Source organism: Paenibacillus polymyxa (assembly GCF_018614975.1).
Lineage (GTDB): Bacteria > Bacillota > Bacilli > Paenibacillales > Paenibacillaceae > Paenibacillus > Paenibacillus polymyxa_E.
In genome coordinates, this window is the sequence record NZ_JAGGNR010000008.1 from 435,559 (window position 1) to 450,486 (window position 14,928).

The 14,928-nt window shown below is 36.3% G+C and carries 15 protein-coding genes; all 15 read right to left on the reverse strand.

Annotated elements, in window-relative coordinates; translation table 11 throughout:
* Positions 1-372, reverse strand: a complete 372-nt coding sequence (locus tag J7E78_RS05260; RefSeq protein WP_215075262.1) for a hypothetical protein — start codon at positions 370-372, stop codon at positions 1-3.
* Positions 373-413: 41 nt separating this feature from the next.
* Complete coding sequence (locus J7E78_RS05265) at positions 414-1,433, reverse strand: radical SAM/SPASM domain-containing protein (protein WP_215075263.1); 1,020 nt, start codon at positions 1,431-1,433, stop codon at positions 414-416.
* The gene (locus J7E78_RS05270; RefSeq protein WP_215075264.1) at positions 1,411-2,190 is read right to left on the reverse strand and encodes a hypothetical protein; all 780 of its coding nucleotides are present in this window, start codon (positions 2,188-2,190) and stop codon (positions 1,411-1,413) included. Before J7E78_RS05270 ends, J7E78_RS05265 begins: the two co-directional genes overlap by 23 nt.
* A 36-nt stretch (positions 2,191-2,226) precedes the next feature.
* A complete protein-coding gene (locus J7E78_RS05275; RefSeq protein ID WP_215075265.1) occupies positions 2,227-2,946 on the reverse strand; it encodes a protein kinase domain-containing protein in 720 nt (239 codons plus the stop codon).
* Between the two features lie 5 nt (positions 2,947-2,951).
* Positions 2,952-3,596 carry a histidine phosphatase family protein gene (locus tag J7E78_RS05280; protein WP_215075266.1) on the reverse strand — a complete coding sequence of 215 codons (645 nt, stop codon included), beginning with the start codon at positions 3,594-3,596 and terminating at the stop codon, positions 2,952-2,954.
* On the reverse strand, positions 3,586-4,539 hold the full coding sequence (locus J7E78_RS29795; protein ID WP_215075267.1) for a CgeB family protein: 954 nt from the start codon (positions 4,537-4,539) through the stop codon (positions 3,586-3,588). Before J7E78_RS29795 ends, J7E78_RS05280 begins: the two co-directional genes overlap by 11 nt.
* Positions 4,540-4,563: 24 nt before the next feature.
* The gene (locus J7E78_RS05290) at positions 4,564-5,610 is read right to left on the reverse strand and encodes a nucleoside-diphosphate kinase (RefSeq protein WP_215075268.1); all 1,047 of its coding nucleotides are present in this window, start codon (positions 5,608-5,610) and stop codon (positions 4,564-4,566) included.
* Positions 5,611-5,695: 85 nt separating this feature from the next.
* Positions 5,696-6,307, reverse strand: coding sequence for a GTP cyclohydrolase I FolE (gene folE / locus J7E78_RS05295; RefSeq protein WP_215075269.1), 612 nt, complete (start codon positions 6,305-6,307; stop codon positions 5,696-5,698).
* A 22-nt stretch (positions 6,308-6,329) separates the two neighbouring features.
* On the reverse strand, positions 6,330-6,707 hold the full coding sequence (locus J7E78_RS05300) for a 6-carboxytetrahydropterin synthase (RefSeq protein ID WP_215075270.1): 378 nt from the start codon (positions 6,705-6,707) through the stop codon (positions 6,330-6,332).
* A gap of 29 nt (positions 6,708-6,736) precedes the next feature.
* Positions 6,737-7,456, reverse strand: a complete 720-nt coding sequence (locus J7E78_RS05305) for a 7-carboxy-7-deazaguanine synthase QueE (RefSeq protein ID WP_215075271.1) — start codon at positions 7,454-7,456, stop codon at positions 6,737-6,739.
* Positions 7,457-7,517: 61 nt separating this feature from the next.
* A complete protein-coding gene (locus J7E78_RS05310; protein ID WP_215075272.1) occupies positions 7,518-8,492 on the reverse strand; it encodes a GDP-mannose 4,6-dehydratase in 975 nt (324 codons plus the stop codon).
* Between the two features lie 2 nt (positions 8,493-8,494).
* Entirely contained in the window at positions 8,495-9,202 is a 708-nt protein-coding gene (locus J7E78_RS05315; RefSeq protein ID WP_215075273.1) for a sugar phosphate nucleotidyltransferase, read from the reverse strand.
* 525 nt (positions 9,203-9,727) lie between these two features.
* Positions 9,728-11,317 carry a thiamine pyrophosphate-dependent enzyme gene (locus J7E78_RS05320; protein WP_215075274.1) on the reverse strand — a complete coding sequence of 530 codons (1,590 nt, stop codon included), beginning with the start codon at positions 11,315-11,317 and terminating at the stop codon, positions 9,728-9,730.
* The gene (locus J7E78_RS05325; RefSeq protein ID WP_215075275.1) at positions 11,314-13,134 is read right to left on the reverse strand and encodes an ABC transporter ATP-binding protein; all 1,821 of its coding nucleotides are present in this window, start codon (positions 13,132-13,134) and stop codon (positions 11,314-11,316) included. Before J7E78_RS05325 ends, J7E78_RS05320 begins: the two co-directional genes overlap by 4 nt.
* A gap of 15 nt (positions 13,135-13,149) precedes the next feature.
* Complete coding sequence (locus J7E78_RS05330) at positions 13,150-14,898, reverse strand: ATP-binding cassette domain-containing protein (RefSeq protein WP_215075276.1); 1,749 nt, start codon at positions 14,896-14,898, stop codon at positions 13,150-13,152.
* Positions 14,899-14,928: the final 30 nt, after the last annotated feature.

Here is a 14,928-nt window from a genome sequence, read left to right on the forward strand (position 1 = left end):
TCAAATGTTATCAACTTCTGATTCATTTTCGTTGTCTTCCGAAACTGTAATGATTAATCGCCTGTTTTGATGAGTATTGTAAACTATCATTAAATGTTCCATTAATCCTTTAGCTAACATTTCACAAGATTGTTTCCCAAAGTCATAGATTAAACTATTATTAAATTTTGAGAAACTGTTTTTGAAGTAACTCGAAACTGTATCTTTAAGTTCGAAGAACTCTATTTCTCGGTCCATATGAAAAACCTCTGCCTTGACTGTAATATAAAACTTATGTCGATGTGTATCTTTTAAGTAAGAGTGTGTACCTGTGGCTAAAGGATAACTATGCACTCCATCTATTTCATGTTTGACTTTTACATATGTTTTCATATATAAATACCTCCGTTTAATACATCCTAATACCATCGTTATTAGTCTTTGAATTCATAAAAACCACACCGTCTACAAAGTGAATCTTCACTCAGGTTATTTGTAATGAAATTTTTCCTAAATTGAGTATAATTTTCTCCATTCCAGATTTCCTTAAGTGATTGCTCGTTTACATTTCCAAGAGTGATTTCACCATTATAATCAGAACAACATGGAACAACAGAACCATCCCTCATTATAGTCATCGAAGTGAACGGAAACATGCACCCTCGTTTAAAATTCCCTTCGTCTTCTATAGTAAACTCATTATGATCTACATCAGGATAGGGGAAGAAATGTTTAATATATACATTCAAACCCATTCCTTCCCAGTATTTCCGAAATTGTTCTACTTGTAGTTTGGTTTGTTTCATTGATATCATTTGTAGGTCGATAATTAAATCTGATTTTTCCTCTTTCTTTATTCGAATTAATTCTTCAATATTTTTAACAGCTGTATCATAATCAACCCGCTTACCACGTATTGATTTATACTCTTCGTCGTTAGTCCCATCCAATGCAATTATCAAGCGCTTTAGACCTGATTTAATTAACTTAATTGATAAGTCTGGAGTCAACCTTGTGGGGTTGACGGAGAAATGAACGTCTACATTACTATTTTCTTTTGCATAAGCAACACGTTCTGGAAGTAATTTATCTAATAAAGGTTCTCCAAAATGATGCAAACGAAGACCAGTAGTTTCAAAGTCGATACTAACAACATCTTCAAAAGAATAGCGTTTTTCTATATTTTTTGGTTGGTAACCATTGGGGAAATGTTCATGAATTTCATCCACAATAGTTGTGTACATTTCCATAGACATGGCACCTAATTTTCGATTCATCATTCCAACACCACGGGGGCACATCTGACAAGTACAATCACACAAATTTGTCGTTTCAATTTGCTCTACAAAGGGTAATTTAGAACGCAACGATTCATAATATTGAAATTTCCCTTCATTACTAAGTGTTTCTGCGTGTTCCTTGTCCATTTGTTTAATAAAGTCCATGTCCATCATATGGTTTACCCCTCCTATTTAATGGAAGATAAATTTCAATATTTGAGTAAATAAGTAAATGTCTAGCTTCAAGCCAATCAGATATTAATTTAACTTCTTCAATAGATTCTATTGGGGTTATCTGTATACTCCAATAAGCATTGTAATCTTCTATGCTCAATTTCTTTAATTTTTCATAGCGCCATTTGTCACTAGGATTTGACTCCCCAAGTGTAAGTAATGTTAACTTAATTGATAACTTCAACAAGCTAAGTGCATTAATATATGCAGTTTGAAGTCTATTATCAGCTAAATTACCTAAAAGATCTTCACGGAGATCCCTATATTCAATTTCTAGCTCTTGGACCATGGTCATAATAAATTGATCATAATTGATCAATTCATATATGTGCCTATATTTATTTTCATTTACAAGTATCTCTCCGTTTAGAAAGCGATGTAGCAATCTCTTTTCTTTTCCAGTGAGTATACCTACGCCATTATCCTCTGTGACCATTAGTAAACGAGAAATAAGTAATTCGAAATCACTCAGTAGTACATAGTCGATGTCTATTATGTTATCGTTGTGTTTAACCATATCTACTTTATACTCTGGATGTGATATATTTTTTGGAATATCACTGCATATTACATAGATGTCAATATCAGAATATACATTGCCCATACCTTCTATTAAAGAACCTGCAGCAAATACAATATCTTCTGAAGAATACTTAATTACTGGAAGCCATTCTTTTAAATGTTGAATTAAAATCACCCCTTAATTTTTTATAAGAGAAGTTCTCAGTAGGAGTTAGTTCATACTTAATAGACGATTTTCAACTTTTGATAAATATTCACTAACCTCCACATGTGAGTAATCAATGAAATAAAAGTTAATTTCCGAAGAGATATATAATCCCGTTCGTATTAAAGTTGGTACTAAGAAATGGTGAATAAACACCCAGATATCTTTCTTGAAATCAAAGATTTGTGATTTCACAGGTATACTACCAAGAAGATCAATAATAATGGGTCTTCTTGTTTCCTTATCCACCATTACGTTGAAATCAGTTAAATCAGTATGAAGAATACCTATATTATGAAGGTATTTCAACCCTTCGTGTATTGCTCTAAGAGCATGTATAAGTTCTCTGTGACGACAATTATCTAAAAAATCATATTGATATGCTTCATGAAATAGAATGTAAGACTCTTTATGAGAATTAAAAAGCCAAGCATTTGAAATATACTCAACCTCAACTGTACATTTACAGAATCGATAGACCCTCATAATGTTTTTGTGCTTTATCGAACATAAAATTGAGATATGGTCATCATTTATATTTAAATTTTTTCGAGAAACCGATATTCCGTACATATGTCCACTTGTCCAATCAGAAGCAAAACGTTCAATAAGTAACCTGTCCCCATAAACATATCCAAGATTCTTTTGTTTACTACTACCAACCCAAATAACTCGATTTGGGTTTCCACGATTATCGTTAAGTAAACAACTTTGACCACACAACATAAATCTCACTCCAGATCAGAAACTAATAAATTCCTTGGCAAGTGTGAAGTATCATTAACTTTGTTGAAAACTACAGAATTATTGTCATACATCCAAAGATTCATAATCGCTGTGGGATATACTCCATACTTCAAATTAATTGATTCATTACCTCCCGTAAGATGGTTACATATAGCCTGTATTACTCTTCCATGAGTAACAATTAGAATTGTTTTATGTCTGTAACTCGATATTAACTCATTAAAGACTGTTACTATTCTTTCATTGAATTCTCTCAAACTTTCGCCACCATCGATTTTAAATTCTGGATTTGACAGTTTATCCTCAATTCTCATTAACCGAGCTTCCTGTTTCGTTTTCCAAGCCAATACTCCATTGTTAATTGTCTTGACGCGATTCTCTAAAATTCTAGCTACTCCTAACAAATCGCTTAATAATCTAGAGGTTTCCTCTGCACGCTTTAATGTACTAGAGATGATTACATCAATGCTTGTTTCGTAACTAAGCTTCTTCGCAAGAGCCTCTGTCTGTTGGATACCAATATCAGTAATGTTCGTGTCAGTCCATCCACCTGTTAAATGTTTGTTATGAAAATCGGCATGTCTAATTAACAAAATATTAGTAGACGGACTGAAAATATCACAATCCATCTTTTTTCTCCGCAAGTTTAGCTAATAACATTTCAATCCGATGTTTCCAAGTATGTTCTTTTAATAATTTTATCCGGCCTTGCATCGCTATTTTCTCTCGATCATGGTCATTTTGTAACAAATACTCCATCGTTTCCCGCAAATGATCGTAACCCCGAGTATAGACAACTCCCTCACCCTCTGAGAACAATTCCATAAGTTTAGGGTGATGGTCAGAAATCAACATTTTACCAGCAGCCAAAGCATGAAATATTCGATTTGTTACAAGTCCATACTTGTTAATATAATCTTCATTATGGATACATAATATTAACTTGGTCGATTTATATACTGCTGGCATCTCATTTATTGGAATTATCCCCTTGTAATAAGGCAAATAATTTCTGTATTTTTCATCGCCCCATCCTTTTCCATATATATGCAAATCTAACGCTGTTGCCGGAAGAAGAAAACGTTTGTAAACGTCATCACTTCTCATTTTTGTATTTCCAATAAAAACAGCTTCACTTTTAACTTGATTTACACTGGCTTGTTCAAATTCCTTAACATCGACTGCAAGAGGAAAATACAGAATTTCTGGATTCTCATCTGTGATTTTCGCAGCATTTGTCATAACTAAATCAAACATACCGAAATGCTTCGAAGCCTCTTGAAAAATACTGCCATCGTCATAAAACTGCTGAAAAAATAAAACATTTTTTGCACCTTCTATCAACACTGTTGGCCAATAAAAATGGATCGCTAAATCTATCTTCAATTGATCAAGAAGCCCTTCCGTCTTCAAGTGCATTAATATATTTGATGTATATAATTGGCAGATATTTGAAGGGAACATATCCTTAAATGCTGATTGGATACCGAGGGCATCTATGTTCTCGCCCCAAACCTCACCATGAAAAAAAGAGTTATACGCCAATTCATGCAAAACAAGAGCAACATTCACACTACATCACCTCAAATTAAATATTTACAATATCAGTTCAGGATTAATCCAATCTGTTGTTATTGATTTTTTATAAATATTTTGATACAGTCCATGGAAAAGTTCAAATGAAACTCCAACTTGACCATAAGATAAAATCCCACCACTCCCCCCGCTCACTAAGCCACCTTTTCCCAAAACTTCTTCTAATAGAAATGTAGTTTCTTCTAATGAATAACTAGGATGATATATTATTGCTCCTACTACGCCCGCTCCCCTTAGAGCTTCGTAATACTCAGATTTGTAACCAAACAAATGTTTTACAGGAGCAACAAAAGGGAAACCACCTGAATCTTTAATTAGTGCAATCAGTTCAATTAGATCAGGGTAAAATGAATTACAATGATCAGAGAGGTTAGAAATTTCTTGACCAAGTGGATAATAAGAAACAACTTTGAATTTATACTCCTTGTACACTGTGTAGTATTCCATTGCTGTTGTAATATGAATTTTAGAATCGTTTCTATTAATAAAGTTATGAAACTGATCTTGTATTTTATCAAATCGCTCATTAGGTAAGACGAATGCTGCTGCTGCTGACTTCTTTTGCAAATTCAACATTTTTTGTGAAAACAAATGTGTCTCACATGGAAAAGTCACTTTAGCATAAAAATCAGAAAACTGTGGAAATTTATCCGCTGTTATGTGTGGAAAGAAAGTGCGTGACTGAATCAAATATTCCATTCCAGAATCTGGAGAATGAATTAAATTTTCTACATCTTCACAATGGAAATATTTCCGAATTTTCGTCTTCAATAACCGAACTTTGTGAACTGCATTTTTCCCATACAACAAAATTGCAACAACGTGACTTCTCGTTATATAGTCTGTAAAGAGCTTATGAGTGTGAATGAAAATATCCCTTGCTTCGTGATAACTTAGATTAAAACTTCGTCTTTCAATTTCTTTTAAACCATACTTTGAGATAATTCCCATAATTTCCGGTAACATTTCTTTTTCGAATCCGTCTGGTTTAAGCAACAAAATAGCATGCTCATCAGAATTAGTTAACGGCTTGTTTATATCTCGCATTCGATCACCTTTTGAGTTGTTTTTATTAGTATTTATATATCATCTAAAAGTAACTTAGGAATGAGACATCCATAAAATAATGATCTTACAGATTAGTTATAGATGATTGCAATAGGTACATAAATTCATTCTGTTTGATTTCATTAGATTGAAATATGCCTCTGGTGGATTTCGTAATAGTAGTAGCCCCACTTTTACGTATCCCTCTTCCACACATACACATATGCTTAGCAGAAACTACTGCCATGACTCCTTCGGGTTCGAGCATGTCCTCAATAGCAGTAACAATTTCCTCAGTAAAGCGTTCTTGAACTTGAAATCTTCTTGCATAACCCTCAACCATTCTGGCAATTTTGGATAATCCAGTAACATAACTCCTAGGGATATAGCCAATGTGCACTACTCCATAAAATGGAGCGAAATGATGTTCACACATTGAATGTACTTCTATATCTCTTATAAGAACGATATCTTGATAATTTATGTCAAATACTTTAGTCAAATGGTCTTTGGGATCTTCTTGGTAACCCGCTGTATACTCCAAGAAAGCACGTAACACACGAGAAGGTGTCTCTATTAGTCCATCTCGATTAGGATCATCCCCGCATAGTTGAATAAGGCTCTCTAATCCCAATAAAGCGTTTTCAACCAGTTTGGAGTTTTCATTAACTTGTAAGTCTACCGTATGTGATTTCATATTTAGTCCTTTCTTTTCTTCGTTATGCTAGAGTTTCAAACCTAGCATGTGCTTCATTAGTTTCATGTATCTCAACCCATTTAACTTGAGGTGAATTATTTTTTAATCTACACATATCTGCAATAATATTGTAGAAAACTTCAGCTACTTTTTCAGTTGAGGGAGGTGAATCCTTAAACTCTGGAAAATCATTAAGGTAGTGGTGGTCATATTTTTTTTCCAAGTTTTGTTTTACATCCCTGAAATCTATTAGCATCTGCTTTTCGTCAAGTTCCCTACCTACTACAGAGAAGATAACTTTATAATTATGTCCATGTATTCTCTCACACTTTCCTGCTCCAGGAACACTATGCGCACATGAAATCCAGAAGTGCTTAGTTAAGGTATATAATTTCCCCATTCATTTTCCTCCCTATAATTGTTTTTTTATTAAACCCCTCTTGCGTCTGGATCCCAGATAATTTTATGCAATTGAATATTTAACTTCACATCTAACAGCTTATGCTGAAGGATAAGAGAGGCCAAACGCGCTGGAGCCATTGTCTCCCAGACAGGACTCATCAATACAATTCCACTTTTGTGATATTTGTTCAAAACATCGAGTGCCACTAAAAAGTCTTCCTCGCTTCCAATGACAAACTTTAGTTCATCAGAGTCTTTTAGTACACCTAAATTATTCAAATTCATTTTCCCCATTTCGCCACTATTAGGGAGCTTATAGTCTAGAACAAATCTTACTTTCTCAGATATTTGAGAATTTGATTTCCTGATATTAATAAATGGCATCAGGTCAATTGCACCATTGGTTTCGATATGAATCTCTTTTACAAAACTTAAATCAGATAATGCTTGTATTAATAGACTCGATTTGTTTTTGTCTAGTAACGGCTCTCCACCTGTTAAGCAAATATTATGGTTACCGAACTTATTAACTTGTTCAATAATATCTGAAATTGTCGCCGTAAACTCTGGTTTGGCCGGTGCATAACTATATTTGGTATCACACCATGAACAACGAAGATTGCAATTGTATAGCCGTATGAACGTGGTAGGTAAACCTGCAGCCATACCTTCGCCTTCAATAGTTTCGAATATTTCGACCATTGGTATTTTAGTCAAGTCATATTCTGTTCTGTTATTCGTCAACATAACACTTATCGTCCTCTCTGAAATACAATAGGTAATCAGTTTACAGCCGATCAGCTAAGGTTTATTCTAAAAATTCAGAATACCATTTGAATGTCTCTTCCAAACTATCTTTTAGATTGTATTCGGCAGTCCAACCTAAAATGTTCCCTGCCTTGCCACTACTAAGGTGTTGGTTTCTAATCTCGTGATTGGCTTCATTAAGTATCAAGGGCACCTGTACAGTCCTTCCACTAATTCGGGCTATCTCCCTGAAAAGTTCTAGCACCGTATAAGGTTTGTCGCTACTAAAATTGAATGCTTGTCCGTGAATAGAGGTATTAGCCTCCATGCCCTCAGCAAGACAAAGGTAAGCATTCACTGCATCCTTGACATAGAGGTAGTCTCTTGTAAAGGTTCCGTCACTGCGTATTATGAATTGCTGATTGTGGATAATCGACTTAATTACCCCCGGAACAATCCTTGTAAAATTCAAATCCCCTCCTCCATACAGATTTCCACACCTTGTTATAGCAGTTGGTGTACCGAATGTATGGTAGTAAGATTGTGTAATAAGATCGGTGGCACTCTTTGAGACATCATATGGAAATCGACCCGACAGTGTCATTTCTTCAGTATAAGGTAGCTGATCAACAGTACCGTAGGCCTTATCGCTAGACGCCACTATAACTTGTTTTACACCTGAAGATCGTCGAGCGACTTCCAATATATTACACGTGCCCATTATATTAGATTGAAACGTATCAATAGGGTTACGAAAGGCAACCTGTACATCAGTCTGTGCACCTAAATGGAAGATAGTCTCAATTCTATATTTCTCAACGATCCGTTCGATGACAGCTCGGTCCTCTAGTGATCCACGTATGAGATTAATTTGCCGATCAAGTCCAAATTTATGTAACAGCGAAGTCGGATAAAGATTACGATAAAGGCCTACCACATTTGCTCCATGTTCTACAAGAGACTTCGTCAGCCAAGAACCCAAGAATCCAACGCATCCAGTAACGAGCACCTGTTTTCCATTCCAATAATTATTCATCTTTAATTCACCTCCCTTAACCATGGAATATTACCTGTTTCCCAAAGCCTGTTTAATCGTTGAATATCTTTTGCAGTGTCCATACTGCTCCAGTAGCCATGATGCTCATACACGGATAGTTGTCTAATTTCTGTCAACCGAGTCATTGGTGCCTCCTCAATAAGAGAGTGGTTATCGAAATAATCTAACGCCGCCTTATTCATTACAAAGAAACCTCCATTTATAATTTTCTCTATAACGGGCTTTTCAGAAAAACGAGTTACAATGCCATCCCTCGCTTCCATTAGACCGTAAGGCGAGACCGGATGTGCACCAAGTACGGTACATAGTAACCCTTTCTCGTCGTGAAACCTAACCATTGAATCTACATTAAAGTTACTTAGTCCGTCGCTGTAGCAAAGAAAGAACTTTTCATCTAGTAAAGATTTAACACGAAGAACACGTTCAGCAGATGATGCATCTTCACCTGTATCTACAATATTTACGTCCCAAGAAGTCGGATAATTAGACGAGTCTGTGAAGTACTGATGAATAAGTTCTCCTTTATATCCAGTACATAAAACAAACTGGTTGTACCCATATTCAGCAAAACGCTGCATTATGTGATGAATAATTGGTTTTCCTCCAATTGGAATCATAGGTTTCGGCCTAAAAGCCGTTTCGTTTGCCATTCGTAATCCGCGCCCTCCACAAACAATTACAACTTTCATTTCTTTCCTCTCCTCTAACTTATTTACTATTTCCTAAATTAATCTGCTGCGAAGTCCTCGATACTCAACCAATACTTCATTGGCTATAAAGACACCTAAGAGTAATTGCAGCATTGCCGTCAGTTGAGTTACGTACGTATTCGCAAATCCACCTTGAATCTGAAATACTTCGTATTACGATCTCAACTGTACTTAAACTCTCGCTTCCTATTCCTTAAACACCTCTTGGTTCCTTATGCACAAAGTAAAGCATCTAAAAACGTCTTCGAGAAAAGAATAAATTTAAGTTTTTCTGTTAGTTACTGCGAACCAAAAGGACGAATAACATGATTCAAAGTTACAAGTATCGAAAGTATCATTCTAATATTTTTAGTATCTATAGACCTATGAATGTTGAAAGTCGTATGATTGCAAAATGCACTTCTCATTGAGTAAGTAAGCAGAAAGATTTTACTATTTATAGGAATCTAAAGTCGCAATAAGTTAACATAAACAGCCTGTTCAATAAATCCAATATTTCTATTATCATAATATTGTCAGGATTAGTACAGTTGCTTCTCGGTTATCATACAGAATTTGTAGCTGTTCTATGATACAATTTTCTGGTGTATTTTCGTCAACTTTCAGCTCATACAAATGATTAACATTGCAACTTTTTATTATTTGATCTAAATGTAGGTGTTTCTTTCCGGGCTGTCCTGGTGTCAAGCAATGTGGTTGATTACCGGTTCTTCTAGAGATAAAATCACAGATGACAATTAGTTTTAATGGAATCGCTTGGTTCATGGCCTCAATAAGCCCTTGAACACCAGAATGCATAAATGCATAGTCTCCGATCACAGCTAATGACTTTTCATTAGTACTGGCAATTCCAGCCGCCACACCTATCGGTGAACCTAGACAGTAGCTCCATTCCGCAGCATTATATGGATCATGGTTTAGGGCCATAGTAGATCCTACATCAACTGCTACTTGCCACTTACATTCTCTAACAAACCCACTGATCGTCTTGTAAGCCTTCACTAGTGGTGGATACTGTTCCGGGAGTTTAGTCCCTCGTAAAGTTGGTACCTTTTGTTCTGATTCTACATGAAGATCAATACTAAGTTTGTGGATAACATTCTCTATTCTTTGCCTCTTAATATCCCCATTTTTAGCAAAGCAACCGTTTGTTCTCCCCATTAATTTCACATTAATTTCGCATTCCAGAATAATTTCGAACAATCGTGACTCTAAGAAATGGTCCGTCTCCTCTAAAACCACCACTACTTCATGGCTTGATAGAAACGATAAAACTTGTTTCTTAGGTAGCGGCCAGACTACCGTTAATTGAAGCCATGAAACATCTAAATTCTCTATTAGTTCTTCGAAGCCACCACTTGTAATAATACCCACCCTCGAACTTGAATAAATATTTGATTTGACTGGCCAAGCATCTGCAAAAGACTGCATCTTTGGGAAAGTAACATTATTATAGTGATGCATACGCCCTATTTTGGCTAGGTCATGCGCAACATGCCGATTTACGCGGTATGAAGTTAGTACCCCCTCTAAATATCGTTCAGGCATCTCTTCTTGCAATTTACTTTCCTTTAATCGTGAGCTCAGTCTTACCATAACTGGGATAGAGCAAGATTCGGAGAGTTCAAATGCTCTTGGCATTAGATCACATACTTCGGCAGCACTGTTAGGGTCAAGAATGGGAATTCGCGCACTGTAACCAATCGTACGAGAATCCTGTTCAACAGTCGATTTCTCACACCCCACATCATCACAAGCCAATATGACTATCCCTCCTCCAATCCCGTGAACCGCAGCATTTACTAGGGAATCGTAAAGTGGGTTCATACCCGCTTGTTTCACCAGAACGATTGCTCGTCTTCCCGTGGCAGAAACCCCCAGAGCCATTTCAAATGCCACTTTCTCGTTAATAGTCCAAGAGAAATTTTGGTAATGATCTCGTAAAATATCCCCAATTTCATTGGCTGGAAATCCATACACTCCAAACCCTGAGTGAACCCTAGAGTTTAATACACCGACTACAGCAGCAGTTAAACCGTCCCATTGAATTTTTTCATTCGTATCTAGATCTGCTAAAAAAAGATTATTATTCATTTTATCGTCGTCTCCTTTTTGTACCAAGAAGCCTGTGTTCGATATGAATTGGCGTACACACCATTAACTTGCATAAGTTCATCGTGTGTACCGATCTCAACCAATTCTCCCTTCTCGAGCACAAGAATTCGATCTGCATAACGAGCCCAGCCGAGTCTATGGGAAATAAAGATTGAAGTTGCATTTTTACAAATTTCTTGGAATTGCTTAAACATTTCCACTTCAGCACTGGGATCCAGTGCTGAAGTGGGTTCGTCCAAAATAATTAAATCAGCATCACTAATAATTGCACGGGCTAGCGCAAGTCTTTGCCACTGTCCACCTGATAGTTCCCGGCCATTCTCTATAAGCCGTCCCAGTGGAGCATCCAGAGTCCCCAGTTCCTCGTATAATGAACCCAGCCCGCAATCTCTTAGTACCTTAATAATATGACTATCATCTTTTAATTTATTAAAATCCCCAATAGAAACATTTTCTCTAAGTGTTAATTGATAACGGAGAAAATCTTGGAATACTGCAGTGATACGATTATTAATTTCCCATTTTTTAATATCAATACCATTCCACAGGAGATTTCCTTCAATCGGATTGTACAGGTTCATTAATAATCGCACAAGAGTCGACTTTCCAGAACCATTCTCACCAACTATTGCAATTTTTTCTCCTTTGCGAATATCAAAAGTTATTTTTTTAAGTACCATTTCATTTGATTGTGGATACCGGAAAGATACATTCTCAAACATGATGTTGAGTAGAGCTGGTGCATCAAATGCAGCAGCTTTGTCTGCAATATCAGATAAAAAATCATCTTTATGATGGAGGAATTCGACTAAGTCAATTGCTTTAGTTCCTTGAACATATAGCCTGCTTAAAGGCCATGTAAGTGTAATGACTTGACTACCAACGCGGGTCATTGACATAAACATGACGGTTATCATCCCTACTGTAATCAAACCTTCAACTAGCTCTCCTACCATGAGCATTAATACAAGAAGTATGGCAGTCGTTTGAATTAAACCGGTTACACCACCAATTTTGATTTCATTCCGTCGCGCTCCATAACGCCTGCTATGTTGTGTACGACTAATGTCCCCCCATATCCCACTGATAAAACTAAGAGAATCATTTAACCGCATATCTCGAATCGCAATTGGTTCTGTTAGTAATCCTCTTAAATAATCAGCCATACGACCATCATGTGTCATTTCACGGTTTAATCTTCTTACTTTTATTTCCGTCCTCAATTTAATGAACAAATTTACGATGATCATTACGAGTACTATTACTGTTGCCGACCAATAACCGGAAGACAGGATTACTGTTAATAAGCCAATCAAATTTGATACAACTTTTACTACTTGAATTGTATCATTAAACATACCAACCAAGTCTTTACCAATGAATGCCTGAGCACGTTGTAACCTATCATGAAAAACAGGGCTATCAAAGGATGCATAGGAAACACTTGAAGACATGTCAATGATCTGTTCCTGTACGTAAATCGTTGCCTTCTCGGTAAGTGAGTAACTCATCCACCTACGAAACACCTCCATAATCTCCTGAATCAGCATAACGCTAGTAAATAAGATGAGTGACGGCAATGCAGATGTTAGAATATCTTTCCAAGGTTTTATAGTCAAATCGGTTACCATAATATCAATTAGCTGTTTTTGAGCTATAAACACAGGTACAATCAAAAATCCCATAGTAGTGGGTATTAGGAGCCACAATGTCATCCTTATAGGCATAACCTTCCAAATAGGGATTAGTAAACGTACTATTCCCCTTAAATGGTGTATGAATTTTATATTATTCATTCTTCACCTCATTCCTTACTCATACCAAGATGATTGCAAGTTATAAATTCGGGTATACTCCCCACCTTGTGAAATTAAGAAGGTATGACTCCCCTCTTCAACTAATTTTCCATCTTTCATTACTAGTATCCAGTCAACAAAGCGAACCGAACTTAAGCGATGGGTGACAATAATAGTAGTTTGATCCTTTGTGAGTTCAAATAGCTTCTTGAACATTTCCAATTCCGATTGTGCATCAAGAGCAGACGTGGGTTCGTCAAAAACCGTACAAATTGAATCCCGAAAATATGCTCTTGCCATTGCGAGACGTTGCCATTGTCCACCTGACAAATCTCTCCCACCAAACTGAGGGCCCAACTGATCATCCTTAAAGTTGATAAAACCAGTTAAGTCCCCGTTGTTCAACGCATTTTCAATTTTTTCATCACAGTTTATACTTTTAATGTCACCCAAAGCTACATTTTCTCGTACGCTTCGTAGCAACTTTAGAAACTCTTGGAAGACGACTCTAGTAGCGCGACGACCTTCAATTGAACTTATATAATTGTCATTTGATTTCCATGAAATCTCCCCGTTGTTTGGCTCATATAAACCTAGCAATAATTTTAGGAGTGTTGATTTTCCTGAACCGTTCTCTCCAACTATTGCGACAGTCTGACCTGATCTTATATTAAAGGAGATTTTGTCCAGTGAAGGTTTGTTGGAGTCTGGGTAAGTGAATGACAAGTTTTTTACGTTAATGCTTATTGAAGATTCCTCTCTTGCCTCATTAACTTTCCCACAGGAACTTTCTTCTTCAATGTTTAAATAGAGATTGAGCTTCTTGAAAACTATTGAATTGGTTCTTAATTCGCCGTGAAGTCTTGCGAGCGCTGGCATTTGAGTAAATAGAGTTGTCATAGCAGTAAATAGTAAAGTAAATTGTCCCGCCGACTCACCTTTATATCCCAGTAATGCAACGATTGCTGCCGCAACAAATCCACTTAACGCTATCATTATCAGACTTGGTAAAATATTTATTAGTTCACCTTTAACGCTACCCTTCAGTACTTCAGTCATATTCCCAGTTTGTAAGCGCAACCATTTTTGCTTCAAATAACTTGCAGCATGGAAAATCCTTAACTCCTTGATACTTATACGATCAGTGAGAAGGGTCACTAAATAACTACTAAAACGCCTTGAGGTTGCTTGTTCACGTATAATCTTTTCAATTCCACCCGAAGCCTTGGATTGTGTACTCATTTGAAGCACAAATGCTAAAAGTGCAATCAAACTTAACAACCAGTGCCCAAGGAAAGTTACCAAATAAGCTAGTATAAGTACTTGAAGCATGCTTGATAAATAATTCATGCCTTTAAGCATATTATCAATCAAAGAAACACGCTGCGCTTCAAATCGTATATCTTTTACCAGTGGAGACTCAATATCAATTAACTTGAGCTTCATTGTTTTGTCCAAGATTAAACGTTCTTGTTCATACAAAGAAACTTCATTTATTCGGCTCATACTCATTGCAGTAACAGTGCCAACGATCCCTTGTAAGTACAGAATTCCCCCGAGTAAAATTACAGTTTTTATAATGGTGTGATAAGCCGTTTCAGCAGACCATTGTTGAAATGCATCTACTATGTACTTCACAAGAAATAATTCTGATATAAACAGTAGTACGTTTAATATAGAGCCTATATAAAAGAGAACAACTGACCATGGCTCTATACGGTAGAGAATTTTGCTCGTAAGAAAAAGACAATGAATCCTGCTCAAATTAATACTCACCTCTATCCGGAACTAACA